This is a genomic window from Ensifer sp. BR816 (genome assembly GCF_000378985.1).
Taxonomy (GTDB): Bacteria; Pseudomonadota; Alphaproteobacteria; order Rhizobiales; family Rhizobiaceae; genus Sinorhizobium.
In genome coordinates this window covers 2984127-3010126 of the sequence record NZ_KB905370.1, presented here as the reverse complement: position 1 = coordinate 3010126, position 26000 = coordinate 2984127, and the positions used below count along the sequence as shown (strand labels likewise).

The 26000-nt window shown below is 62.8% G+C and carries 20 protein-coding genes; 12 read left to right on the top strand and 8 right to left on the bottom strand.

The window, feature by feature from the left end; all coding sequences use genetic code 11:
• Positions 1–12 precede the first annotated feature (12 nt).
• From RHIBR816_RS0114450 to RHIBR816_RS0114420, 6 genes are all read right to left on the bottom strand, one after another.
• Positions 13–1062 carry a sn-glycerol-3-phosphate import ATP-binding protein UgpC gene (locus RHIBR816_RS0114450; protein ID WP_018237272.1) on the bottom strand — a complete coding sequence of 350 codons (1050 nt, stop codon included), beginning with the start codon at positions 1060–1062 and terminating at the stop codon, positions 13–15.
• Complete coding sequence (gene ugpE, locus RHIBR816_RS0114445; protein WP_018237271.1) at positions 1062–1910, bottom strand: sn-glycerol-3-phosphate ABC transporter permease UgpE; 849 nt, start codon at positions 1908–1910, stop codon at positions 1062–1064. The genes RHIBR816_RS0114450 and ugpE overlap by 1 nt, the downstream gene beginning before the upstream one ends.
• Before the next feature lie 8 nt (positions 1911–1918).
• Complete coding sequence (gene ugpA, locus RHIBR816_RS0114440) at positions 1919–2800, bottom strand: sn-glycerol-3-phosphate ABC transporter permease UgpA (RefSeq protein ID WP_018237270.1); 882 nt, start codon at positions 2798–2800, stop codon at positions 1919–1921.
• 65 nt (positions 2801–2865) lie between these two features.
• The gene (ugpB, locus tag RHIBR816_RS0114435; RefSeq protein WP_026187004.1) at positions 2866–4164 is read right to left on the bottom strand and encodes a sn-glycerol-3-phosphate ABC transporter substrate-binding protein UgpB; all 1299 of its coding nucleotides are present in this window, start codon (positions 4162–4164) and stop codon (positions 2866–2868) included.
• A gap of 223 nt (positions 4165–4387) precedes the next feature.
• Entirely contained in the window at positions 4388–5386 is a 999-nt protein-coding gene (locus RHIBR816_RS0114430) for a YihY/virulence factor BrkB family protein (protein ID WP_026187003.1), read from the bottom strand.
• Positions 5387–5831: 445 nt separating this feature from the next.
• Positions 5832–6059, bottom strand: coding sequence for a hypothetical protein (locus RHIBR816_RS0114420; RefSeq protein WP_026187002.1), 228 nt, complete (start codon positions 6057–6059; stop codon positions 5832–5834).
• 248 nt (positions 6060–6307) lie between these two features.
• Between RHIBR816_RS0114420 and RHIBR816_RS0114415 the strand changes: the two genes are divergently transcribed.
• The 7 genes from RHIBR816_RS0114415 (at position 6308) to RHIBR816_RS0114385 (ending at position 14256) form a co-directional block, all read left to right on the top strand.
• The gene (locus tag RHIBR816_RS0114415) at positions 6308–7567 is read left to right on the top strand and encodes a sodium:proton antiporter (protein ID WP_018237265.1); all 1260 of its coding nucleotides are present in this window, start codon (positions 6308–6310) and stop codon (positions 7565–7567) included.
• A 151-nt stretch (positions 7568–7718) separates the two neighbouring features.
• A complete protein-coding gene (locus RHIBR816_RS0114410; RefSeq protein WP_026187001.1) occupies positions 7719–8162 on the top strand; it encodes a GFA family protein in 444 nt (147 codons plus the stop codon).
• A gap of 58 nt (positions 8163–8220) precedes the next feature.
• Complete coding sequence (locus RHIBR816_RS0114405; RefSeq protein WP_018237263.1) at positions 8221–9315, top strand: branched-chain amino acid ABC transporter substrate-binding protein; 1095 nt, start codon at positions 8221–8223, stop codon at positions 9313–9315.
• Between the two features lie 83 nt (positions 9316–9398).
• Positions 9399–11858, top strand: a complete 2460-nt coding sequence (locus RHIBR816_RS0114400; RefSeq protein ID WP_018237262.1) for an adenylate/guanylate cyclase domain-containing protein — start codon at positions 9399–9401, stop codon at positions 11856–11858.
• A gap of 119 nt (positions 11859–11977) precedes the next feature.
• A complete protein-coding gene (locus RHIBR816_RS0114395) occupies positions 11978–13261 on the top strand; it encodes an SDR family oxidoreductase (protein WP_026187000.1) in 1284 nt (427 codons plus the stop codon).
• Positions 13261–13734 (top strand): DUF2269 family protein, encoded by a 474-nt coding sequence (locus tag RHIBR816_RS0114390; protein ID WP_018237260.1) that lies wholly within the window; start codon positions 13261–13263, stop codon positions 13732–13734. Before RHIBR816_RS0114395 ends, RHIBR816_RS0114390 begins: the two co-directional genes overlap by 1 nt.
• Positions 13735–13770: 36 nt before the next feature.
• Positions 13771–14256, top strand: coding sequence for a GNAT family N-acetyltransferase (locus tag RHIBR816_RS0114385; protein WP_018237259.1), 486 nt, complete (start codon positions 13771–13773; stop codon positions 14254–14256).
• A 35-nt stretch (positions 14257–14291) separates the two neighbouring features.
• Here RHIBR816_RS0114385 and RHIBR816_RS0114380 read toward each other — a convergent pair whose 3' ends face one another.
• A complete protein-coding gene (locus RHIBR816_RS0114380; protein WP_026186999.1) occupies positions 14292–15200 on the bottom strand; it encodes an NAD(P)/FAD-dependent oxidoreductase in 909 nt (302 codons plus the stop codon).
• Between the two features lie 117 nt (positions 15201–15317).
• Complete coding sequence (locus RHIBR816_RS0114375) at positions 15318–16844, bottom strand: FAD-dependent oxidoreductase (RefSeq protein WP_026186998.1); 1527 nt, start codon at positions 16842–16844, stop codon at positions 15318–15320.
• A gap of 393 nt (positions 16845–17237) precedes the next feature.
• Here RHIBR816_RS0114375 and bcsN point away from each other — a divergent pair, with 393 nt between their 5' ends.
• The 5 genes from bcsN to RHIBR816_RS0114350 all read left to right on the top strand — a co-directional run bounded on the left by bcsN (position 17238) and on the right by RHIBR816_RS0114350 (position 25987).
• On the top strand, positions 17238–18167 hold the full coding sequence (gene bcsN, locus RHIBR816_RS0114370) for a cellulose biosynthesis protein BcsN (protein WP_018237256.1): 930 nt from the start codon (positions 17238–17240) through the stop codon (positions 18165–18167).
• 107 nt (positions 18168–18274) lie between these two features.
• On the top strand, positions 18275–20446 hold the full coding sequence (bcsA, locus tag RHIBR816_RS0114365; protein ID WP_018237255.1) for a UDP-forming cellulose synthase catalytic subunit: 2172 nt from the start codon (positions 18275–18277) through the stop codon (positions 20444–20446).
• Entirely contained in the window at positions 20443–22785 is a 2343-nt protein-coding gene (locus tag RHIBR816_RS0114360) for a cellulose biosynthesis cyclic di-GMP-binding regulatory protein BcsB (RefSeq protein WP_018237254.1), read from the top strand. Before bcsA ends, RHIBR816_RS0114360 begins: the two co-directional genes overlap by 4 nt.
• The gene (locus tag RHIBR816_RS0114355) at positions 22782–23825 is read left to right on the top strand and encodes a glycosyl hydrolase family 8 (RefSeq protein WP_026186997.1); all 1044 of its coding nucleotides are present in this window, start codon (positions 22782–22784) and stop codon (positions 23823–23825) included. Before RHIBR816_RS0114360 ends, RHIBR816_RS0114355 begins: the two co-directional genes overlap by 4 nt.
• On the top strand, positions 23822–25987 hold the full coding sequence (locus tag RHIBR816_RS0114350) for a tetratricopeptide repeat protein (protein WP_018237252.1): 2166 nt from the start codon (positions 23822–23824) through the stop codon (positions 25985–25987). The genes RHIBR816_RS0114355 and RHIBR816_RS0114350 overlap by 4 nt, the downstream gene beginning before the upstream one ends.
• Positions 25988–26000 lie beyond the last annotated feature (13 nt).

Genomic DNA, 26000 nt, shown 5'->3' with positions numbered 1-26000 from the left:
GCAACGGCTCCCCTACAGACGCCGGCCGGCCCCGTCGAACCCGTGCAGGCTTTCCGGTCTGGCAAAGACTTCGAGCTCGTCGTCTATGCCGATCCGGGAGCGGCCGGGGACCCTGAAAACCAGCGGCGCGCCGCTCGGCAAGCCGCCATGCACGAAGCTCTCGGCGCCGACGAGCTCGACCGCCCCAACGCGCACCCTTGCCCTAAAACGATTGCCGTCCGTTGCGCCGTCCGCGAGAGCGATGTCCTCCGGCCGGATGCCGAGCGACGCAATCCCCGGCTGCTCCGTCACGGCCGAGGGAGCCGACCAATCGGAAGCGCCGCCCGTGACGTCCAGAAGATTCATCGATGGGGAGCCGATGAAGGTCGCGACGAAGGACGTTGCGGGTCTTTCGTAAAGCTCGATCGGCGTGCCGACCTGTTCAATCCTGCCGCCGTTCAGGACAACGAGGCGATCGGCCAGCGTCATGGCCTCCAGTTGATCATGGGTCACATAGACGCTGGTGGTGCCGAGGGCGCGCTGCAATCGCTTGATCTCGACGCGCATCTGGACGCGCAATTTGGCGTCGAGGTTCGACAAGGGCTCGTCGAACAGGAATGCGACGGGCTCGCGGACGATCGCGCGCCCCATGGCGACCCTTTGGCGCTGTCCGCCGGAGAGCTGGCGCGGTTTGCGTTCGAGGAAGGCCTCGATCTCCAGCGATCGGGCCGCCTTGGCGATGCGTCGTTCGATCTCGTCCCTGGGCGTGTTGCGGTTCTTCAGGCCGTAGGCGAGGTTCTGGCGGACCGTCATATGCGGATAAAGCGCATAGTTCTGGAAGACCATGGCAATGTCGCGCTCGGACGGTTCGAGCGTATTGACGACGCGTTCGCCGATCGCGATGTCGCCGGACGTGATGCTTTCGAGCCCGGCGATCATCCTGAGCAAGGTCGATTTTCCGCAGCCCGATGGCCCGACCAGCACGATGAACTCGCCGTCGGCGATCGCCAGCGAGACGCCCCGGATGACATCGACATTGCCGCCATAGGTCTTTTGCACGTCCCTGAGAGTGATCGTCGCCATTATTTCTCCGTTTCAACCAGGCCTTTGACGAACCAGCGCTGCATCAGCACAACCACCACGACCGGTGGGATGATCGCCAGGATGGCCGTGACCATCACGTAATTCCAGGGTGTCGAGGCGTCGGCAAAATCGACCATCTTCCGAAGGCCGATGATGATGGTGTTCATTCGGCTGTCGTTGGTCACCAGGAGCGGCCAGAGATATTGCGTCCACCCGTAGATGAAGAGGATCACGAAGAGGGCTGCGATATTGGTCTTCGACAGCGGCAGCAGGATGTCCCGCATGAAGCGGAACGGCCCCGCATTGTCGATGCGTGCCGCCTCCACGAGCTCGCCCGGAACCGTCAGGAAGAACTGCCGGAACAGGAAGGTCGCCGTTGCCGACGCCATCAGGGGCAAGGTCAGGCCGGCATAGGTATCGATCAACCCAAGGTCTACGATCACCTTGTAGGTGGGCAGGATCCGGACCTCCACCGGAAGCATCAGGGTGATGAAGATCATCCAGAAGAAGGCCATGCGCAGCGGGAAACGGAAAAAGACGATCGCAAAGGCCGACAGGAAAGAGATCACGATCTTGCCGACCGCGATTGCAATCGCCACCACGAATGTGTTGAACAGCAGCCGTTCCAGACTGACGCCGACCACGCGCTCTACGCCGCCCGACAGTGCTTCGCCGTAGTTTTCGGCGAGCCGTCCGCCGGGGGCCAGCGCCATTGGCGGACGGACGATCTCCGTCGATGTCAGGCTCGACGCGACGAAGGTGTAGTAGATCGGAAAGACGACGATGATGATGCCCAGGATGAGCATCAGGTGGCCTATGAGGTTGGAAATGGGGCGCTTCTCAATCATCGGCGATCTCACCCATAATGGACCCGCCTTTCGACGAAGCGGAACTGGAAGGCAGTGAGGGCGACGACGATCGCCATCAGGATGACGGACTGCGCGGCGGAAGAGCCGAGGTTCAGATTGACGAAGCCGTCGTTGTAGACCTTGTAGACCAGTGTTTCTGTAGCCTTTGCCGGCCCTCCGCCGGTGACGGAATGGATGATGCCGAAGGTATCGAAGAAGGCATAGACGGTGTTGACGACGAGGAGGAAGAATGTCGTCGGCGCGAGCAGCGGAAACACGATCGTCCAGAAGCGCCGGGTGCCGCGTGCGCCGTCGATCGCCGCTGCTTCGATCAAGGATTTCGGTATCGCCTGGAGCCCGGCGACGAAGAAGAGGAAATTATAGCTGATCTGTTTCCAGGCGGCGGCAACGACGATCAGGATCATGGCGTGATTGCCATTGAGCAAGGGATCCCAGTAGATGCCGTTGCGGCGCAGCATATAGGCGAATGTGCCCATCGCCGGATTGAACATGAAAAGCCAGAGCATACCGGCGACCGCCGGCGCGACGGCATAGGGCCAGATCAGCAAGGTGCGATAGAAGGTCTGGCCGCGCACGACGCGGTCGGCTGCCGTTGCCAGAAGCAAGGCGAGGCCCATCGACAGGAGCGCAGTCAGGACGCTGAAGATCACCGTCACCTGCAGCGAGTTCAGATAGCTCTCATCCGCGAGTATGGCACGGAAGTTGGCGAGCCCGACGAAACCGCTCTTCAAGCCGAACGGGTCCTCGCGCATGACGGATTGGTAAAGCGCCTGGCTTGCCGGCCAGAAGAAGAACACGATCGTCAACACGATCTGTGGGGCAACCAGGATGTAGGGCAGGATCTTGTTCGGAAAAATGACGCGCTGCACACGCAATCTCCTTCAGCAACCGAGACCGCCCACGGTCGCCCGACCGCAGGCGGCTGCCTGATGCACTAGTTGCTGATTGCCGCTGCAATCGCAGCATTGCCGCGCTCGACCGCCTTGTCGAGCGTCGTCTTTGCGTCCTGCTGCCCGGATAGCATCGCCTCGAATTCCTCGTTGAGGATGTCGCGCACCTGCGGCAGGTTGATGAGTCGAACGCCCTTGGAATTCTCGGTTGGTGCCTTGCCGGTCATCTGCAGGATCGGTGTTTCACGGCCGGGGTTCTTTTCGTAGAAGCCGGACTTCTTCGTCTCTTCGTAGGCGGCCATCGTCACCGGCACGTAGCCGGAGACCTGATGCAGCTTGGCCTGGACTTTCGTCTGTGACAGGAAGTTGAAGAACTCGGCGACTCCCTTGTATTCCTCGTCGGATTTGCCGGCGAAGACCCAGAGGCTGGCGCCGCCAGGGATCGTGTTCTGCGGGCCGTGGCCCTCGTAATAGGGCAGTTGGCCGATGCCGTAGTTCACCCCGCTCTTGATGATATCGCCGAGACCTCCGGATGATTCCGTCATGATGGCGCATTCCCCGGACGTGAAGAGTTGCTTGGCCTCGGAGGTGCGCCCGCCGTAGCGGAAGACGCCGTCCTTGGCGAGATCGGCAATCGCCTGGAAATGCTCGACATAGATCGGCGCGTTGATCTCGAGCTTCACGTCGGTGCTGCCGAGGCCGTTCTCATTGGTCCCATACGGAACGTTGTTCCATGCCGCGAAGTTCTCCGTCTGGATCCAGGTTAACCAGGTGGAGGTCAGGCCGCAGGCGGAAGCCCCGCTCGTCTTGATCTTCTTCGCAGCTTCGAAGACCTCCGGCCAGGTCTTCGGCGGGCTGTTGGGATCGAGTCCCGCCTTCTGGAAGGCGTCCTTGTTGTAGTAGAGGATCGGCGAGGAGGAGTTGTACGGGAAGGAGAGCATGGTACCGTCGGGCTTTGAGTAATAGGACACGATGCCCGGCATGTATTGCGACTTGTCGAAGGTGAAGCCGCCTTTCTGCAGCACTTCCATCGCCGGCACGATCGCGCCCTCGGCCGCCATCATCGTGCCGCTGCCGGCATCGAAGACCTGGATGATCGCTGGCGGCTGCTTCGACCGGAAGGCGGCGATCCCGGCGTTCAATGTTTCGGGATAGGTGCCCTTGAACACAGGCACCACCTTGTAGGTGCTCTGGCTTTCGTTGAACTCCTTGGCGATCTCTTCGATCATCTCGTTGTTGGCGCCGGTCATCGCGTGCCACCACTGCAATTCGGTGGCAGCCTGTGCCTGGAGCGTGAACGCGCTTAATGCGGCCATTGTCGCGGAAACTGCAGTCAATCGCATAGAATTTTCCTCCCTTGCTCAGCCCCATCCGCGCTGACCGCAGAAATTCTGCGTTTTCATGCGGATAGCCCGGCTTCTTCTTCCAAACAGTGGTCGCGATCGGACGCATCCCCGCACACTCACCGTGGGTGCAAATAGGGTGCGGTCGACGTATGTCGAGGGGCGACTGACGCAGGGCACGACAGGTTCTGCCGATCGCTGAAGACCTCGCACTCTGCTGCCATCAAGCCTGGTCCGCCGCCTTCCCGAGCGTGTCGGCGACATAGGCACCGCGTTCGCCCATCGGCAACGGCTCGCCAGTGGTGGAATCGACCGCCGTCTGATGCTCAAGTTCGGCGTTGAGGAGCGCGCCGGTGATCAGGATGACCATCGAAATCCAGACCCACATCATGAAACCGACCAGCGCGCCAAGGGCACCGTAGGTCGCGTTGTAGTTGGCGAAATTTTCCAGGTAGTAGGAAAAGATCCATGAGGCGACGAGCCACAGCAATGTGCTGAATACGGCGCCCCAATTCAGCCACCGTAGTTTCGCCCGCTCACGGCTCGGCCCGAAGCGATAGATCAGAGCCGTGCCGAGGGTGGCTAGGAACAGGATGGCGGGCCACCGCGCTACTCTGGTCAGTATCTCGATCCAGCGGTCGAGCCACAAATAGGCAAGCAGCACCGGGATGACGCCGATCGCCACGATGAGGACGACGGCAAAAACCAGGGCGGCAAAGGTGAAGGCGAGGCACAACAGCGTTCTGTATACGATGCCCCTCTTCTCTTTCTCTCCGTAGGCGACGTTCATGGCGTCGAAAAGTGCCGCGATGCCATTGGCCGCACTCCACAGGGAGACCAACAAGCCACCGATGAAGCCAAGGCTGAGGGTGGTTGTCTTCTGCGTGGTGAGGGACTTCAACTGATCCATGATCAGGCCGTAGGAGCCGGGCGGCAGAAGCTCGTCCAACACGGCCATGTGCGTTCCGATATCGGAGGGATCGGCGATGAATCCGTAGAGGGAAACCAGCGCACCCAGAGCCGGAAACAACGCCAGCAGAAGGTAGAAGCTTACCCCTGCTGCGATCAGGAAGACGCGCTCCTCCGAGATCTTGGAGACGACCCGCCAAAATACGTCGCGCATCCCCTTCGCTGGTATATCTTCCGGCGTGGCCGCACAGCGTCCCCGCCCCGGCTCGGCGGCTTCCAAAGACTTCGACAGATCGGCGTCCTTCGCGCTCATCGAGGGCGTCCGGTGCTTGTTTTCGGGCGATATGCCCAACGCTCTGCATGACGCGTTGTTCCCAAGCGTCTGTGGATTGAGCGGATCCAGGACAGCACGTGCACGGCAGACGCGATCCGCCGGAATCAAGAAATCATCGGATGGGCACAGCGATCCATCCGGAAATCGGCGTCTCTCCAGCCTGTTCGTGTTCAGCCGGGAATGAGCGTTACGACCATGATCACGGAGACCACCGCAAGCGCAGCGATCAGCGCGATCATTTCGATCATCATGGAACGCTGAATGTCGCGACGCATAGTGCTTTCCTCCACGTCGTTGCGAGGGTCAAATAAAACGCTTCAGGGCCCCAAAGGTTCACGCAACGGGGCGTGCCGTCGCGGCAAACTACCCGCCACCCGGCAAGCAATGTCCCACTCGGGGACCGTATGGCACCTCGACGGCGATCTTAGCCGCTGCCCACTCCGGGAACGGCTTCGCCCGTCGTCAGCATCCGCATCAAGGCGGTCTCACGCCTTACGCCCTGCTGGTAGAGGTGAAAAAGCATCTTGCCGACCTCCGCACCGTCCACACTTTCCGGCTCCAGTTCTCTCAAGGAGCACGCGTAGACGTGAACGCGCCGGAGCATCGCGATTTCTTGATCGTTAATGGCGAGATCCGAAAAGCGCACCCGCATTTCCTTTGACCCTCCCATCAAAGCAACTTGGTTGACCATGCATCTGATATCGGGGCGCCAACTTCCTGATTCCAGATGTCCGCCTCATCAACGAACGGTGATGAGTGCCGGACAGGGAACGACACGGACGGCGGATGCGTTTTCGAACGTCCTGCCGCGTTTTCGGAGCCACTATGTTCGCAAGCCCCCCGGCGATACTCGACCCCCGTCCAGCTCTCCAACCGTCGAGCCTCTGAAACATGGGAGAGATGGTCCGCTACGACATAACACTCGGGCTGTTGGGGCTGGTGATTCTGCTGACCGCCTGGATTCCCATGGCCTTTCGCCGCCTGCCGCTTTCTCTCCCCATCTTCTGCATCGCGATTGGCGCCCTCGTCGGCCACACCATCCTCAACCCGGTTGTCCACCTCGCCTCATTCGACCGCCGACTTGTCATAGAGCATGTGACGGAGTTCACGGTCATCGTCGCGCTGATGGGAGCCGGACTGAAAATCGACCGTCCCGTCGGGCTGCGCAACTGGGCGCTCACCTGGCGGCTCCTAGGAATCGCAATGCCGCTGGGCATTGCCGTCATGGCGGCCGCCGCCTCGTGGATTCTCGGCCTGGGGGTTGCTTCCGCCATCCTGCTCGCCGCCTGCCTTGCGCCGACCGATCCGGTCCTGGCGAGCGATGTCCAGGTAGGGCCGCCGCAGACCGGGAGGGAGGATGAAGTCCGATTCGCACTCACATCCGAAGCCGGCCTGAACGACGGCCTCAGCTTCCCGTTCGTTTATTTGGCGATTGCGATCACATTTGCCTCCGATCAGCCGGACTGGTTCATCGACTGGCTGCTCTTCGATGTCTTGTGGCGGCTCTTTGCCGGGGTCGTGATGGGATGGATGATCGGCAAGGTGCTGGGCTTCGCGACGTTTCGCCTGCCGAAAGGCGCAGCTCTCGTGCGCACAGGCGACGGCCTCGTCGCATTGGGGATTACCTGCATCGCCTATAGCCTGACCGAGCTTGTCTACGGCTATGGATTCGTGGCCGTGTTCGTCGCCGCACTCTCCTTCCGCACCGTCGAGCGGCATCACGAATTTCACAAGGAGCTTCATGACTTCTCCGAACAGATCGAAAGACTGCTGATGATGGTGCTTCTCGTCTGCTTCGGGGCCGCCGTCAGCATCGGGCAGTTCATTGCCGCGCTCGATTGGCGCGTGGTTGTCTTTGCCCTGTTCGTCCTGGTGATCGCCCGACCGGTCGTCGGCTGGGTGAGCCTGCCGTCGACCTTGCCCAAGGGAGAAAGGCTCGCGATCGCCGTGTTCGGCATCCGCGGCCTGGGCTCGATCTACTATCTCGCATTCGCAACCGGAATGGCCAATTTCGAGGCGGTCGGCATCATGTGGTCCGCCATCGCCTTGATCGTGCTCGTTTCCATCGTGACGCACGGGCTGACCGTCACTCCGGCGATGCGCTGGCTCGACCGGCGGCGTAAGATTGCCGGCGGGCGAAGTCCCGGAGCCCCTGGTTGATGGACCCGTCTGCCGTCCTCACCGGCATGCTTGCAATCCAGCGCCCTTTGCGAAAGATTTCATCTTGAGTGCTGGCCGCCTGATCCGCCTCCTGGCGCGCCGCTAATCGATGCGAAGCGGCTTGCTCGCCCGTTGGCGCACGAGGAACATGATGACAAATACGACAAATCAGAACGTCCGGATGCTGGCAGGACGGTGCTTTTGCGGTGCCGTTCACTATGTCGTTGCCGACGCCTTCCGCTATGCCGCAAATTGCCATTGCGCGGATTGTCGGCGGACGACGGGCTCGGCCTTCAAGCCGTTTGCCGGCATCGAGCGGGAAAAGTTTACCGTCACCGAAGGTACGGATCATCTCCAGACCTTCGGCGAGGAGAATGCGCACGACGCCCGCTGCCGCAAATGCGGCTCGTTTCTCTATTCGGTCGTCCGCGACGGCGCCTATGTGCATGTGACGCTCGGTCCGCTCGCCGACGAGCCCACGATCCGGCCGAGCGAGCACATCTTCGTCGGTTCGAAAGCGCCTTGGTTCACGATTGCGGACGACCTGCCGCAATATCGGGCTCATGTGGCGGACGGGCCACCGATCAACCGCTGAACGCCACAGGCGAGTGGCAGCGCCGATACATCCAGAGTATATTCGAGGCGGAGGCACCATGCGCCGATCCGTCGCCCTTGCCCTTGTTCTGGCCTATGCGCTCAGCTTTCCGGTTCAAGCGGAAGTTCTGATCGGCGTCGCCGGCCCGATGTCTGGAAAGCTCGCCTGGACCGGAACGCAGTTGAAGCGCGGCGCGGAGATGGCCGTCGCCGAGATCAATGCCGCCGGCGGCGTGCTCGGCCAGCAGGTCCGCCTAGTCGTTGCCGACGATTTCTGCGATCCGCAGCAAGCAGTTGCTGCCGCCCGGAAGCTGGTTGCCGACCATGCGGTCTTCGTTGTCGGACACTACTGCTCGGGAGCTTCGATCCCTGCATCCAAAATCTACTTCGAGGCCGGCGTTCTGCAGATTTCGCCGTCCTCGACCAACCCCACCTTGACCGAGCAGGGCCATTCCAACGTCTTTCGCGTGTGCAGCCGTGACGATGCCCAGGGTCTGAAGGCCGGCAACTATCTGGCCGACCACTGGGGGACCAAGAAGATCGCAATCCTTCACGACGACACGACCTATGGCAAGGGCCTCGCCGCAGAGACGAAGAAGCAACTGAACAAGCGGGGCATCGACGAAGCGATCTTCCAGAGCTATGAGCCCGGAAAGGACGACTACTCGGCCGAGATCGCAGAGTTGCAAGCGGCCGACATCGCAGTGCTCTATCTCGGAGGCTACCATACGGAAGCGGCCCTTATGGTTCGCGCGGCGCGCGAGCGCGCCTATCCGGTGCAGGTGATTTCCGGTGACGATACGGCGACGGAAGCCTTTGGCCTTATTGCGGGCCCCGCCGCCGAGGGGACGCTTTTCACCTTCGTCGCCGACCCGCGTCGGAATTCCGAGGCGGCGGACGTCGTCAAGCGCTTCCGGGCCGAGAACTTCGAGCCGGACTCCTGGACATTGCACAGCTACGGTGCTGCCGAGGTCTGGGCGCAGGCTGTTCAAAAGGCCGGCTCGCTGGAACCGCAGAAAGTCATCGCCGCGCTACGCGACTACCAGTTCGATACGGTGCTCGGCCGGGTCGATTTCGACGCGAAGGGCGACCTCACCGTTCAGAACTGGGTGTGGTATGTTTGGAAGGGTGGCGAGTATGTGCCGCTGGAGTAACCAGTACTGACCGCAGCAACTCGCGTTTGAGAAGAAATCCGTGCGGACGATGTTGACCGCCTCAGCCCGAGCGAGGGGCCGCGATGTTTGATCGTCTCGGCATTCGCGGTCGTCTGCTGTTCGCCTTCTTCGGCATCAGTGCCTTCGCAGTGCTTGCGACCGTCGGCGCGCTCTACGCCTTCCTTCAACTGAGCCAGGTGCTCGAGCGCGTAACCGAACGCCGGGCTCCGTCCGCGCTTCTATCCCTTGAACTTTCCCGTCATGCCGAGCGCGTTGCCGCCACCGCGCCCGCCGTGCTCGCTTCGGCGAGCCGGGCCAGACACCGCGAGGTATCGGCCGCGATCGGCAGCGAGATGACGCGCCTGGAAGAGCTGCTCTCGGCCCTGAAAGGCGCAACGCTCAACTCGGCGGTCGTCACCGAAATCGAAGACGCGGCCGTGGGGCTGCGGCGCAACCTGAATGCCCTCGACGGTCTCGTCACCGCCCGCCTCTCCGCGGTCGCGCGGAAGGAAGAGCTGCTGCGCCGCCTGTCGGCCACGACCAATGCGAGCCAGCGGCTCGTCGCACCCGGTATTCTCGTGATGAACTCCAAGGTACCGCGATGGCGGGCAGCTACGGTCGATCCGACACTTTCGCCGGAGGCGGAGGCTGCGGCAACGCGAGACCTGGCGCGAGCCATCGCCGCCTATATTCCGCAACAGACGGCGCAGCGGGAAATCGCAGCCATCAACGACACGCTTCTGCAGGCCGCGGTCGTGCCAACACCGGGCGACCTGTCGTTGCTTTCGTTTCCCCTGCACCGATCGGTCGGCGTGCTGGAGGCCGTCACGCCCGAATTCGACGAGCAGTTGCGCAAACGCTTCAGCCAGCTCGTGGACGAGTTCAAGACGCTGATCGACGGTCCGAGCAGCATCCCGAGCGTGCGTCAAGAAGAGCTCGCAATCCTGACAGAGGGCGAGAAGTTGGTGGCGGAAAACGATCAGCTTTCCCGCAAGCTCACGCTTGCCGTGGACCGTCTGGTGGCGGCGGCGCAAAGAGATATCTCCGAGGCCGGTGCGGAGGCCGCGACGGTCGGGCGCTATGGCACCGGCATCGTGCTCGGCTCCGCTCTTCTCAGCCTCTTGAGTTCGATACTGATCGTCTGGCTCTATGTCGACCGCAACCTGCTTGCCCGTCTTGCAGGCCTGAGCCACAGCATGCTCGCCATCGCCGCCGGCAATCTTCGGGTGCCCTTGCCGGAGACCGGCGGCGACGAGATCGGTCGGATGGCCAAGGCGCTGCGCGTCTTCCGCGACACCGCGATCGAGGTCGAAGAGCAGAACCTGCGCGACGTGGCGGAGGCCCGCCAGCGCCTCGTCGACGCGATCGAGAGCATTTCCGAGGGTTTCGCCCTTTACGACGCCGAAGACCGGCTCCTCCTCTGCAACAGCCGCTATCGCGAAATTCTCTATCCCGGGATGGCTGATGCCGTCGTGCCAGGCACGAATTTCGAGGCGATCATCCGCGCAGCGGCAGAGCGTGGCCTGATCGAGGACGCCATCGGGCGGGAGGGCGAGTGGATCGCCGAGCGGCTCGAGGCGCATCGCAATCCAGCCGGTACGCTCCTTCAGCAGCGTGGCCCGGATCGCTGGGTCCAGATCAGCGAACGCCGGATTTCGGGTGGCGGCACGGTCGCCGTATATTCCGACGTCACGGAGTTGAAGCGCCGGGAGCAGGATCTCTCCGAGAAGTCGGCGGCACTCGAAGCACTGTCGAGCAAGCTTGCCAAATACCTCGCTCCTCAGGTCTATAGCTCGATTTTCAGCGGCCGGCAGGATGTCAGTATCGCGAGCCAGCGCAAGAAGCTGACCATCTGCTTCTCGGACATCGCCGGCTTCACGGAAACGACCGATAAAATGGAGTCCGAGGAGCTCACCCAGCTCCTCAATCAGTATCTGACGGAAATGTCGAAGATCGCCCTCTATTTCGGCGCCACGATCGACAAATATGTCGGCGACGCGATCCTGATGTTCTTCGGAGATCCGGAGACAAGCGGCGTCAAGGAGGACGCCATCGCCGGGGTATCGATGGCACTGGCAATGCAGAAGCGGATGGCCGAACTCGGCGAGGCCTGGCGCAGCGCCGGAATAGAAACGCCGCTCCGCTGCCGGATCGGTATTCACACGGACTATTGCACCGTCGGCAATTTCGGCAGCGAAGACCGGATGGACTACACGATCATCGGCGGCGCCGTGAACCTCGCCGCACGGCTGGAGCAGGAAGCGGAGCCCGGATCGGTCCTCATCTCCTACGAAACCTTCGCTCAGGTGAAGGGCGTGATCCATTGCGAGGAAGTTGGGCGGATCCGGGTCAAAGGCATCGCCTATCCAATCGCGACCTACAGGGTCGTCGACTTCATCGCCAATCTTGCTGCCGGCTGCGACGCGATCCACAAGGAGCTGCCGCACCTGAAGCTGGATGCGGAGCCCGACCTCATGTCATCCGGCGAGCGCGAAGAGGCGGCGGCGACACTTCGTGAGGCACTGAACAGGCTCTCTCGATAATCCGCCGTTCACCATTCAAGGAACATGTTCCACCCGGCGCTGATTGGAGCGGTACCGTGCTAGGCACGCGGGCAATGGCCGCGGCATTGCGGTGATCGCCGATGATCGAAGGGGGAAGGATGAGAGTGCTTGTGGTAGGGGCTTCCGGACTGATCGGCTCGGCCGTCTGCGCGAAGCTTCTCGAGCGTGGCATGACGATCGTGCGGGTGGTTCGCCCGGGTTCTTCGCTGTCAAAGACCGACGAAACCGTGGAACTTGATCTTGCACGAGCGGTTCGGCCTGAAGACTGGCTGCCGTATCTGTCGAACATAGCCGCGGTCGTAAATTGCGCAGGGACACTCCAGGACGGGCCGGGCCAAGATACGTCGGGCGTCCACACCCGCGGCCCCTCGGCCCTATTTCAAGCTTGCGAACAGGCCGGTGTCCGCCGCGTCATCCATTTCTCGGCGATGGGAGTCGAAAAGCAGCAACCTTCCCCCTTTTCGCGCACCAAGCTCGAAGGGGACGAGGCGCTGATGGCGAGGGATCTCGACTGGGTCATCCTGCGCCCTTCCGTCGTCCTCGGCCCCGGCGCTTTCGGCGCCAGCGCGCTCATCCGCGGTCTCGCGGCTTTGCCCGTTCTGCCGCTCATGCCGAATACCGGGCTGCTCCAGGTCGTGCGCCTCGAAGACGTGGCAGGCACCGTAGACAAGCTCGTCCATCCGGGCGCCCCCAAGCGACTGATCCCGGAGGTCGCAGGGCCGGAGGCCCTGTCCTTCGAAGATGTCGTGAGGACCTATCGAAACTGGTTTGGCTGGAGCCCTGCCCGCGCTCTCCACATACCGGCTCCGCTCGCTGATCTCCTTTATAAGCTCAGCGATCTTGCCGGAGCACTCGGCTGGCGTCCGCCGACGCGGAGCACGGCGCAAAAGGAGATCACCCGCGGCGCCGTGGGCGATATCCGGGCGTGGTCGGAGACTACCGGGATAGAACCGACCGCGCTCTCGGTGGCGCTGGCAAGAACGCCGGTTTGCGTTCAGGAAAGATGGTTTGCCAAGCTCTACCTCCTGAAGCCGGTCATCTTCGTCGTATTGTCGCTGTTCTGGATCGCTACCGGCGTCATATCGCTGACGACTGGATACCAGATCGGACTCGAATTGATGGAGCGCACCGGCGCTGGGGTTCTCGCTGGCCCGAGCGTCGTCGCCGGAGCGATCGCCGATATCCTGATCGGGCTTGCCATTGCGGCTCGTCGTACCAGCCATGCCGGGCTCTACGGTGCGATTGGCCTTTCCCTCTTCTATGGCGTCGCCGGGACGATCCTGCTCCCCGAATTGTGGAATGAACCGCTTGGCCCGCTGATGAAGATCTGGCCGATCATCGTGCTGCACCTCGCCGCTTTGGCGATCCTGGAGGAGCGCTGATGCTCTATTTTGTCCTCAAATACCTGCACATCATCGGCGCCTCCGTGCTGTTGGGCACGGGCGCGGGGATCGCGTTCTTCATGCTCGTGGCGCATCGCACCGGTCGCGCCGCGACGATCGCTGCGGTTGCGCGCATCGTTGTCCTGGCCGACTTCCTGTTCACCGCCACTGCCGTCGTCGTGCAGCCGATGACGGGGGTGGCGCTCGCCTGGCATGTCGGCTACTCCCTGATGGAGGGTTGGATCCTGCTGTCGATCCTCCTCTACCTGATCACCGGTGCATTCTGGCTACCGGTCGTGTGGATGCAGATGGAGATGCGCAGGCTCGCCGAGGCCGCGAGCAAGAGTGGCCAACCGTTGCCCAAACGCTACTATCGGCTCTTTCACCTGTGGTTCGCCTTTGGCTTTCCGGCCTTTGCTGCAGTCCTTGGGATTTTCTGGCTGATGATCACCCGGCCCGCTATAGAGTGGTGAGCGGCGGGATGGCGCTTATCGGGAGGGACAGATCGGATGATTGCCGTGCGTTCGGCTTTAGCGGACGAAGTGGAGGCTCTTGCCCGGATTGGGCTCGCAGCCTGGCGCAAGGGGATCAAGCCGCTTGTCCCGGCGGAGGTCGCGACGGTGGTCGAGCAGGACAACCCGTTTCTGCCATTTCTCCGGGACGTGCGGTCAAATATCCTGGTGGCTGAAGTCGAAGGCCAAGCTGCCGGGATCGGGGCCTGCGAGCACGGGGATGATACGATCAGCGATATCTGGGTGGCTCCGGCATTCGAGGGGCGAGGCGCCGGATCGGCGCTCGTGAGAGCGCTCGAAAGACAAATCTTTGAGCGCGGCTACGATGAAGCTCGCATCGAAGTGGCCGCTGCCAATCGAAGAGCGCTCGAACTCTATCAACGCCTCGGCTATCGGCAGCTTTGGAGGAAGGTCGCCTTTGATGCGGTGCTGCGAACGAACCTCGAGAAGATCGGTCTGGCGCGGCGTCTTTCACCCGATTGAGCGCGCCAGGCCGCGCGTCCTCACGAACGCCCCGCTCAAGCATTGCCGAAAGCCTCCGACAGATCATTGTGCGCGGTGACGGCGGCAATCTCCCCCTGCGCCATGGCGACTCCCAACTGGTTCAGACCCGTCACCACATCGCCGATCGCGTAGAAGAACCGGACGCCGGTACGCTGATGCTGATCGGTCGGTATCCGCCCTTCCTCGTCAAGCTTCACTCCAAGTGTCTGCGCAACCAGAGATTGTGGCCTGCAGCCGAGCGCCGAATATACCGCCACCCGCTCCATAGCTACACCTCCCAAGAATTCCAACGCCATGCAGTCTTCCGGGACGGGCTCGTGCCGTGCCAATCGGGCTGTGAGCAGTCGAATGGGCGGCCTGATGTCCGCAGGCGTCTGTCCCTCGGGTTTGGCACCCAAGGTCGCCACCGTCACATCGTCGGTGAAGGAGAGCAGAAATGCGGCTTCCTTCATCGCCCGCCGGTTGTTGCCGATGACGACCACCGGGGCGCCATTGATTTCGTAACCATCGCAGATCGGGCATAGCCTGAGATTGCCATTCCGCACGAGTTCCTTTGCATTCGGCCAGGGCGGAAGAACGTCGACCAGGCCCGTCGCGCATATGATTGCATGGCTGCGGAGAAGGCGGCCTGCCGCTCTGCATTGAAAGCCGTCATCGATCCGCTCCAGCATATCGGTGCGGGCGGCGAGATGCTCGACCCCGAACCTGGCGGCTTGATCATGCATACGGTCGAGCAGCACCTGGCCCGGAACGCCGTCGGGGAAAGCCGGATGATTGTAGGAGCGCGGAATGAGCGAAGCGCGGCTGTTTCCCTCGTCGACGACGATCACATGCCGGTTGAGGCGCGCCAGATAGACGCTTGCCGCCAACCCTGCAGGGCCCCCACCGACAACGATGCAGTCATAGTTGATTTTATCGCGCACTCAGCGTCTCGCCGTTCCGGGTTCCTGTCAAACAGCCTGCTGTGAACGGCTCACGCGGCCGGTTGTTCCTGGAGGCCAAAAATGCCTGGGAGATATCGTGGTCCCGCCGCTGCGCGCCTATTCGTCAGCGGCCGCAAGCGGCTTGAAGGCCGGCGCGTTTAGGGGCTCGCCATCCACCGAAAAGTGGGAACCGTGGCATGGACAGTCCCAGCATCTCTCAAAGCCGTTCCAGTGCACGACACAGCCGGCATGGGTGCAAGTCGCGGATCGAATATGGAGTTCGCCGCCAGCGTCGCGGTAGGCTGCAAGCTTTGCCGTGCCACGGCGGAAAAGGCCGCCGTCGCCCGGTTTCAATTCGTCGAGCGAAGACAATTCCCCGCCCGTGAGATGTTCGGCGAGATTGGCGGGCATGGTGAGATTTTCAGAAATGTACTCGCCCGCTGCGCCGATCGAGATCCGATTGGGCTGGTAGACGTCCGTCCAGGCATTGTCGCGGCCTAGGATAAGATCGCGCAGGATCAACGAACCGGCGACGCCGTTCGACAGGCCCTCGCCGGAATCGCCGGTCACAACGAAAATATTGTCGTTTCCGGGGTTGCGGCCGATATAGGCGAGATAGTCCACCGGCTCCATCACCTGGCCGGACCAGGCATATTCCGGATCGCCCATTCGCGGGAAGCGCGCCTTTGCCCATTCCGTGAGCCTCGCTATCCGCTCCGGCTGGTCGTCGGCTTGTCCGGTCTTGTGATCCTCGCCGCCTACAATCAGCCAGGCATGCTCTGCGCCTGACGGCTGCAGTCGCACATAGTGGTACGGATCCAGCGTATCCCAATACAGTGCATCGACCACCGAGCCGCTTGGTACTCGGCCGGCAAAGACATAGGTCCGATATGGTGCCTGCTTCGTATGAATTGCGATCCAGTCGTTGATGGGCGAATTCGTTGCGATGACCGCCGCTCGCGCGCGGATTTCATGGCCTTGCCGCGTGTGGACGATCGTTTCGCCGCCCTTCTCTTCGACGCTCACGACCGGTGTCTCTGCGTATAGCCGCCCGCCATCGCGTTCGATGCAGCGGATGAGACCGTCAAGATATTTGAGCGGATGGAATCGTCCCTGTTCCGGAAAACGGAGGCAGCGGTGCTCGCCGCCATCTCCCGTGCCCGGCAATGTGTCCCAGGCGACGCCGGAGAAGCCGAGGCCGTGACAGGCATCGATCTCCCGCTCGAGGATGGAAACGTCTTCGTCCGACGCCGCGAACAGATAGCCGTCGAGGCGACGGAAGTCGCACTCGATGTTTTCGGATGCCTGGATCTGCTCAACCCTATCAAGGGCCGCGACCTGGCTGTGAAAGTAGCGTCGTGCCTCCTCGAGACCACGCAGCTTTAAGAGTTCGTGGTAGAAGTCGTCGAGAACGGAGGCAAGATGCGCGCTCGTGCGCGCCGTCATACCTCGGGCAAGCGCGCCTCGATCCACGACGATCACCGACTGCTTTTCGCGGCACAGTTCGTAGGCGACCGAGAGGCCGGCGATACCGGACCCAACCACGACCACATCGGCTCGCTCATTTGTGGCAAGCGGCTGCGCCCGATGCTCCGGGACGGTTGCCATCCAAAGGGACTGGCTGCGTTCGGAATTCACGTTCATGGCTGCAATCTCCATCACGACGAACCGCGCTCAATCAGAAATGTTCCTCGAACGACAAAGGGCTGGCCTTGCCTCCGGCTGATATAAATTGCCACGGCCAAAGACGCCGTTTGGACTGAAGGCTTTGACGTGCCCCGTTATGCGGGTTTGAAAAAACCCCCACTTGCACTATGCAATTTCTGGCGTGGCGGCCGATCGCGATTCGTGGTCGCGGCGCAAGGTTGAGATGTGGAATGCGGACGGCGAGACCTCTGCATGCCTTTCCTGCCTGCTATTTGTTTCAAGAGATCGAGTCGATTGACTGAACATGTAGCTATTCAATGTGCCGCATCGGCTCTTGCGCGTTTCAAGGAGACGCGCGTCCCTACGGGGGCAAGTTTGGAGGTTGCCAGTTTGTGGTGCAGCGGCAAGGCCGTCGGATTGATTGTTCTCGTGTTGCTGTCCCTTGCAGGCTGCACGGCCCGTGAAGGCGCCCGCGTTCCAACCGGCGCAACCATCGTACCGACGGAAAACGCCCTCGTCCTGCCGCCGCCCGGTGGACCTGAGATCCTGAACGTGGTCGAGCGGCGTTTCGGCAACGCCGTCGAACAGGATGTCAATTTGCATACTTCCGCTTCGACGCCCGGACAGAACTACCTGCGCGCCACATTCTTCGGACCGACGGATGCCGGGCTCGATCAGAAGACGGCAGCCTATTCTGCCGTCCGCGCATCGGAAATGATGCGGGAGGCAAGGCGCGCCATTCCGGGCGTCCCCCTGGTCCAGTCGCCCTATTTCCTTCAGAACAGCTACGGACCGTTCGGCTATGCCTTCGGACGGCGCGGCGGCGACGCTTGCCTCTATGCTTGGCAGCAGATACGTCCGCCGGAAAGCCAGCGCTCGCCGTTGCGCAGCTATGGCACCATACAGGTGCGGCTGCGCTTTTGTGCGACCGGCGCGACGGAAAACGAACTGCTGAGCGTCGTCTACGGCTATACGATCAGCGGAACCATCATCGGCGATCCGTCCTGGAACCCCTATGGGCCGCCGCCGCCGGTCGACGTCGGGCTCGGACGCACCGGCAGCCCCATCTACCGGACCGAGCCGCCTTCGGACCAGGCGCCCGCGCTCGAACGGCCGAGACGCGCAGTGGTGACGGTTCCCGCTCGGGCGGCGGCTGCGATCGAGAAACCGGAGGTGACGCGCCAGCCGGTCGTCGCGCCACTACCCGCGCCGCAGGCAGGCGGAAGCCTGCCGAGCCCGACGGGCCCCGCCGGTGCGGCAGGGACCGTCGTCGTCCCCCTGCCGCCTTGCGCACCACAGGGAGGTACGGCCTGCCCTTAACAGGGCGCTAACTCGGGCCTGCTATGGGGCTCAACGGGATAGTCTGATCCGGTTTGTGTTGTAAATCATTGCCAGCGGCATGAAGGCCGCTGTTGGAAGGCAAATGTATGAGTAAGGCCGCGACTCTTGCCGCATGGGTTGTCATATCCCTTTGCCTGGTCACGCTCATCACGCTGCCCGTCAACATGCAGACGCAGCTGGTCGCAAGCGTCCTTGTCGTGACGTTCATGGCGCTCATCAAGCTCCTGGATGCAGGCGGCAAATGGCGGCTCGTCGCGCTGGCTTTCGGCAGCGCCATGGTGCTGCGCTATGTCTATTGGCGCACGACGAGCACGTTGCCACCTGTCAACCAGCCCGAGAATTTCATTCCGGGAATCCTGCTCTACCTCGCCGAAATGTACAGCGTGATGATGCTCGGTCTCAGCCTGTTCGTGGTCGCCATGCCGCTTCCGCCGCGGCCCTCGCGTTCGGCGACGCCGGGGAAATACCCGAAGGTCGACATTTTCGTGCCGTCCTATAACGAGGATACAGACCTGCTTGCCAACACGCTCGCCGCGGCGAAGGGCATGGACTACCCGGCCGAGAAATTGACGGTCTGGCTGCTCGACGACGGCGGCACGTTGCAGAAGCGCAATTCCACCAATCTCGTCGATGCGCAGCGCGCTGCCGCGCGGCACCGGGAACTGCAGAAACTCTGCGAGGATCTCGGCGTACGCTACCTCACCCGCGACCGCAACGAGCATGCCAAGGCCGGCAATCTCAACAACGGGATGCTGCATTCGAACGGCGAGCTGATCGCCGTATTCGATGCCGACCATGCGCCGGCGCGCGACTTCCTGCTCGAAACGGTCGGCTATTTCGAGGACGATCCGCGCCTGTTCCTGGTACAGACGCCGCATTTCTTCCTCAACCCCGATCCGCTCGAGCGAAACCTCAGGACCTTCGAGAAGATGCCGAGCGAGAACGAGATGTTCTACGGCATCATCCAGCGCGGTCTCGACAAGTGGAACGCCGCCTTCTTCTGCGGCTCGGCGGCCGTGCTCCGGCGCAAGGCGCTGGAGGATACGAGCGGCTTCAGCGGCTTGAGCATCACCGAGGATTGCGAGACCGCACTGGCGCTGCATGGGCGCGGCTGGAACAGCGTCTATGTCGACCGACCCCTGATCGCCGGATTGCAGCCGGCGACTTTCGCGAGTTTCATCGGCCAGCGCAGCCGCTGGGCGCAGGGAATGATGCAGATCCTGATGTTCCGCTTCCCTCTGCTCAAGGGCGGCCTGTCCATACCGCAGCGCCTCTGCTACATGTCGTCGACGCTCTTCTGGCTGTTTCCGTTCTCGCGGACGATTTTCCTCTTCGCACCGCTTTTCTACCTGTTCTTCGACCTCCAGATCTTCACCGCATCGGGCGGCGAGTTCCTCGCCTATACGCTCGTCTACATGCTCGTGAACCTGACGATGCAGAACTATCTCTACGGATCGTTCCGCTGGCCCTGGATATCCGAGCTCTACGAATATGCGCAGACCGTGCATCTGCTGCCGGCGGTCGTCTCGGTTCTACTCAACCCGCGCAAGCCGACGTTCAAGGTGACGGCAAAGGACGAATCCGTCCTCGAAAGCCGGCTTTCCGAGATCAGCCGGCCGTTCTTCGTCATCTTCGCGGTGCTCCTTATCGCCACTGCGCTCGCCATTTACCGGGTCTATACGGAGCCTTACAAGGCGGATATCACGCTCGTCGTCGGCGGCTGGAATCTCCTCAATCTCATCATGGCCGGCTGCGCGCTCGGCGTCGTTTCCGAGCGTGGTGAAAAGGCTGCCTCGAGGCGTGTGAAGGTCAGCCGACGCTGCGAGTTCTCGTTCGGCGAGCAAACCTATCCGGCAACGATCGAGAATGTTTCAGCGCATGGGGCGAGAGTCCAAGTCTACGGCCTGCCCACCGACGGGCTGCTCATCGACACGAAAGGGCACATCCGCTTCGAGCCCTATAGCGGCAACGGCAGCTTCGAAACGCTGCCGGTTTCGATCAGGAATATCGAGACCGATGGCGATCTGACCATCGTCGGCTGCCGCTATCTGCCGGAAATCGCCCGCCACCATAGCCTTGTCGCCGACCTCATCTTCGCGAACTCGCAGCAGTGGAGCGAGTTTCAGCGCATGCGGCGCGGCAATCCGGGTCTCGTGCGCGGCACATTCTGGTTCCTCTGGCTGGCGCTTTATCAGATGAACCGCGGTCTCATCTATTTCTTCCGCAGCGTGAAAACCGAAGCGGGAGCAAGCAAATGAACCGCGTGCTCGCACTCCTGATGGTACTCTTGGCCGGGTCGCCGGCGGCTGCACAGCCCTCTCCCTTCGACATGTCGGGTGAACGCCCTGCCGAGGAGCGTGCCGCGCCGCCGGTGGAGCAAGCACCGCAAGGACGTAATGCGGAGCCAAGGCCCGGCAAAAACCCCGAGGTGAGCGCGCCCCGGCCGCCTGCCGAGCCGTTCCTGCGCTTCATCCTACCGTCTCCGACCGTGTCGCTCGCCGGTGAAGCGGACGAGCGCGCCTGGTCCATCTATCTGACGCCGGCGCAGGCGCAAGCCGGCCGCGAGCTGAGCTTTGCCTATCAGAACGCGATCGTTGTCGCCCCCGAGGCATCCGTCCTGTCCGTGCTGGTCAACGGCAAGCTGGTCGGCGAAGGAGCGGTGCAGGCGGCCGATGAGCCGCATGAGCGCAGCTACGACATCCCTCCCGGCCTGTTGCGTACCGGCGAGAACGAAATCCGCTTCCGCGCGCGCCACCGCCATCGAACCGACTGCACGATCCAGTCGACCTACGAACTCTGGACGGAAATCGCCTCGGAGAGCGCCTTCATCACATTCGAGGGGGAGGAGCCCCGGGCGCTGAGCGCCATCGAAGACATTCAGGCCGTCGGCACGAACGAGGCCGGTCGAACCCAGTTCAACATCGTGGCGCCCGCTCTGGAGCAGCCGAGCCGCGTGCCGGTGCTGATGCGGCTGGCGCAGGGCGTCGCGCTGCTCGGGCGCATGCGGTCCCAATCGGTCGTCTTCAGCCGCGTCATGCCGGAGCTCGACAAGCCCGGAGAGCTGACGATCCTTGCCGGAACCGCAACGGAACTCCAGCCCCTCCTTCCCTCGCTGCCCGCCGAGGCGGCAACCGGCCCAATTGCCGCCTTCGCCGAAACCGAGCCGGCACATGCGCCGGTTCTCGTCCTCAGCGGCCCCGATTGGACGGCCGTTTCCGTCGCCATCGAAACGATCACTGCGGCGACGGAGCGACCGACGAACATCCCGCGCGATATCATCAAGACGGAGCGCTGGCGGCTGCCGCAAACGCCGCTGGTATTTTCCGGCAAGCGGCTGCGCTTTTCCGAGCTGGGCGTCGCGACGACCGAATTTTCCGGCCGGCGGTTCCGGACGCCCCTCCAGGTGGCTATCCCATCGGATTTCTATGCCGACGCTTATGGCGAGGCCACCATCCTTCTCGACGCCGCCTACACGGAGGCGGTGCGTCCCGGAAGCCGGATCGACGTCTATGTCAACGGCAACATAGCCACGACGGTCGCCCTGGAAGCATCGGCGGGCGGGATTCTTCGCCATCTTCCGATCAATGTGACGCTGCGGCATTTCCGGCCCGGAGCCAATCTCATCGAATTGGAAGCGGTCCTGCTGACCGAAGCCGACAAAATATGCGCCCCCGGGAGCGCCGCCTCCACCGAACCACGCTTTGCCCTGTTCGACACGTCTGAATTCGCGATGCCCGATTTCGCCCGCATCGCACGGCGCCCGGATCTGGCGGCAACGTCCGGCTCGGCCTATCCGTATCGCGGGAGCGCCGATCCGGTGGCACTCTTCATCGACAGGACCGACGCCGACACGCTTTCCGCGGCTGGGACCTTCATCGCGAAGCTGGCCGTCGCCGGTGGACGGCCGATGCAGATCGAATCGATCGCCGATCCGCTGGTGGCCGACGGCCGGCAAGCGCTGTTTATCGGCGCCATGCCGCAGCTGCCGACGATGGTGCTGACGCAGGCCGGGATCGACACGGTCAGCCAGGCGTCCTGGGGGAGCGCGAAGGACGTTGCCCAGGGGCGCAACACACAAACGGCGCTAGACGAATGGCAGACGCGGCTGAAGGGCGGCGGCTGGCGGAGCGCCATCATCGATTTCGAGAGCTGGCTCAAGGAGAATTTCGACATTTCGCTGAATTCGCTGCGATTGATACCAGAGGCCGAGGCGCCTTTCGTTCCGCCGGAAGCGGCGACCCTGCTGGTGGCACAATCGGCCAATCCGGCAGAAAACGCCACCTGGACGGTCGTGGCAGCTCCTTCGCCGGCATTGCTGCGCGAGGGAGTGGCGGCGATCGCGGACACGTCCCGATGGAGCGAAGTGTCGGGGCATATTGCGGTTTACAACCCCGTCGACGACAAGGTGAGCGCCACACCGGCCCGCCGCTTCAGCCTCGTCGAGACACAACCGCCGTCCTTTTGGAACTATCGCCTGATCGCCGCGAACTGGCTTTCGACGAACATTCTCTTCTATGCGGTCCTGCTCGTCAGCCTTGCAGTCGTGCTCGGATTGGCCACTGCCGTGCTGCTCGGTAAACTGGGGCGCCGAACATGAGATACCTGTTGATATTCGCGCTCCTTCTGGCGGCGCTGGCCGGACGGGCCGAAGCGGATGAGAGGCAGGGAAGCGTGAAAGCCGACGCCTGGGCGCAGTACAAGTCGAAGTTTCTCGATCCGGACGGCCGCATCCTCGACGACGCCAATGGCAATGTCAGCCATAGCGAGGGACAGGGATACGGCCTGCTGCTTTCGCTCCTGGCAAACGAACCGGCCGATTTCGAGCAGATCTGGTCCTTTACGCGTCGCGAACTTCTGTTGCGCGACGACGGGCTCGCCGCCTGGAGATGGAGTCCGGACAGCGACCCGCATGTCACCGACATCAACAATGCGACCGACGGCGACATTCTGATCGCCTATGGCCTGGCGCTCGCTGCCGAGCGCTGGGGCCGCAGCGATTATTCGCAGGCGGCAGCCACAATCGCCAGGGCCATTCTCGACAAGACCGTCGTCAAGCATGGCGGGCGCACGCTGCTCTTGCCCGGTATCGCGGGGTTTTCAGCCGCCGATCGCGACGATGGCCCGGTCATCAATCCCTCCTATTGGGTGTTCGAAGCACTGCCCGTGCTCGATCGGCTCGTCCCCTCGCCGAAATGGCAGGCGCTCGGGGCGGACGGCAAGGCGATGATCCAGGGCATGAAATTCGGACCGCAGGACATGCCGGCCGATTGGGTAAGCGCCAAGACGACGCTCAAGCCGGCTGCGGGATTTCCGCGAGAATTCGGTTTCAACGCTCTGCGCATTCCCCTTTATCTCGTGCGCTCCGATCAATCAGACCGGGAGATGCTCCTGAGGCTGCAACGTGGGATGTCTGGTCCGCAGGGCGAGCTTCTGACCCGCGATCTCGAAAGCGGGGCGGTGCGCGCGACGCTGACGGATCCCGGTTATCGATTTGTTAACCATATTCTGGCCTGTGTGCTCGAAGGTACCAAGGTGCCCGAAGATTCCAGGGCGTTCCGCCCTACGCAATATTACCCTTCGACCCTGCACCTGCTGGGGTTGTCTTTCGTGGAGGAAAAGCACCCGGAGTGTTTATGAAGTTTCCAGTCATAGCCTTCGCAGGTGTCACCGCCGCGGTGATCGGCATCGCCGGCTTCGCCGACGGCAACCATCTGCGCAAGGGCTTGGGAGACTTCATCGCCAGTGCCGCACCGGAACTGGCCGCTCCCTTCGGCCATGCGGAGGGCGGCAGGAAGGGGGCGCGAGAGCCCGGTTCGCTCGACGTCGCCCAAGCGGGAACGCCGCCTGAAGCGAAAACCCCTCCGGCTGACGAGCCGCCGGCGGTCGACGAATCGGCCCTGCGCTACTTCGCCAGCCAGGGCGACACCGCCCGTCTGCAGGCGGAGATTTCGCGCCTCAGAGCGCTATACCCCAACTGGACGCCTCCTGACGATCCCTTGGCCGTCCCCCGCAACAAGGATGTGCAGCTCGAAGCCATGTGGCAGCTCTATTCGCAAGAGCGCTACGCGGAAGTGCGCAAAGCGATCGCCGAACGGCAAACAAAGGAGGCCGGTTGGCAGCCGCCACCCGATCTCCTCGAGCGCCTCGATGTCGCCGAAGCGCGGGCACGGCTCGTCAATGCCTCCGATCTCAAACAGTATGAGACCGTCATTCAGGTCGGCGCGCGCACGCCGATCCTGCTCACTTGCAGCGAGGTCGACGTGCTTTGGCGCGTCGCCGAGGCTTTCGCGGAAACGAACCGCCAGACACGGGCGCGCGACGCCTATCTCTACATCCTGAAGAATTGCGACAGCGAGCCGGAGCGGCTGGCGACTCTGCAGAAAGCCGCCGCCGCCCTGCCCTACGCCATCGTCCAGGAACTGCTTTCCTACGAAAGGCCAAACGCCTCCGGAACGCTGGAATTTGAAAGCATCCGCGACGATCTCGCCCGCCGCTTCGTCGCCGAGGGCGAAGACGACGCGACGCTTGCCGTCGACCCGAAATACCTGCAGCGCGTCGAACGGCTGGTCGAGACGCAGGGAACGGCGTCGGACGCGCTGCTACTCGGCTGGTATCACTTGCGCCGCAAGAACATGAGCGCGGCGGAGCAATGGTTCAGGCGCGCGCGCGAAAAGCAGGACTCGGCCTCCGCCTCGCAAGGCCTGGCGCTCACCTTGATCGACCGCAAGGCGCCGGAAGAAGCCGAGAAGGTGCTCTATCCCTGGCGGGATGCGTCGGCCGACGCTCTCGCCACCTATATGGCCGCAACCGCCAATCTGCTGGCGATAGAACCGCCGGTGGTTCTCACCGGCGAGGTCCTTCAGCGCATAGCACAGGAGACCATCAAGGCGCGCGACCCGGCAACCGCGCAGCAGTTCGGCTGGTATGCCCGCACCCTGGGGCAGCCGCAAACGGCCCTTCAATGGTTTTCGACGGCGCTCAGCTGGAAGCCGGATGACGAGCCGTCGGCCTACGGTCTGGCGATCACCCGCCACCAGCTCGGCGACACCGCCGGCACGGCCGAAATCCAGCGGCTATGGGCCGGCCGCTCGGAGCGGATCGCTCGCCTTGGCGAGCCGGAAAAGCCGGCGGCGCCCGGTCAGCTTCCAACTCCGCCGGTCCAAGGCCCCCAGCCGATCGCTGCGGCAAGCGGCCAGCCGGCCGTTGCCGTTATCCGTCGACAGGGTAGCTTGCCCGTTCGGGTCGGCACCGCGCCGCGTCAGGTCGTGCGAAGGACGATCGGCTGCCGCGAGACCGTCGACCCGAGCCACCTGTCGCCGCAGGCGGCATTGGCGCGGGGATGGTGCCTGATGGACATGAACCGTCCGCTTGAGGCCGCCCAAGCCTTCGAGGTTGCGCTTCGTGCTCCTGCTTCCGCCGTGAGGGAGGATGCCGCCTACGGCCAGAGCCTGGCCTATCTGCGCGCCGGGCTGACCAGCAAGGCGGCCGTCGCCGCGACAAAGTCGCCGCAAAGCCGTGCCCGCGTGGCCGAACTGCAGACCGCTATACTGGCAGACAGGGCAATCGCCGCCTTCGACGCCGGCCGCTACCGCGAGACCCTGATATTCCTCGATCAGTTGCGGCGGATCTCCACGGAGCGTACCGACCTGATGGTGCTGCGCGGCTATGCCTATCTCAACCTCAACCGTTTCACCGAAGCGAAGCGCATCTTCGAAGCCGCCGCGGCAACCGGTAACCGGGACGCGCGGCGTGGCCTCGCCGACGTCAGCAGGGAGCAGGAGATCTGGCCGAACAAGTAGCAGGCGAGTGCTC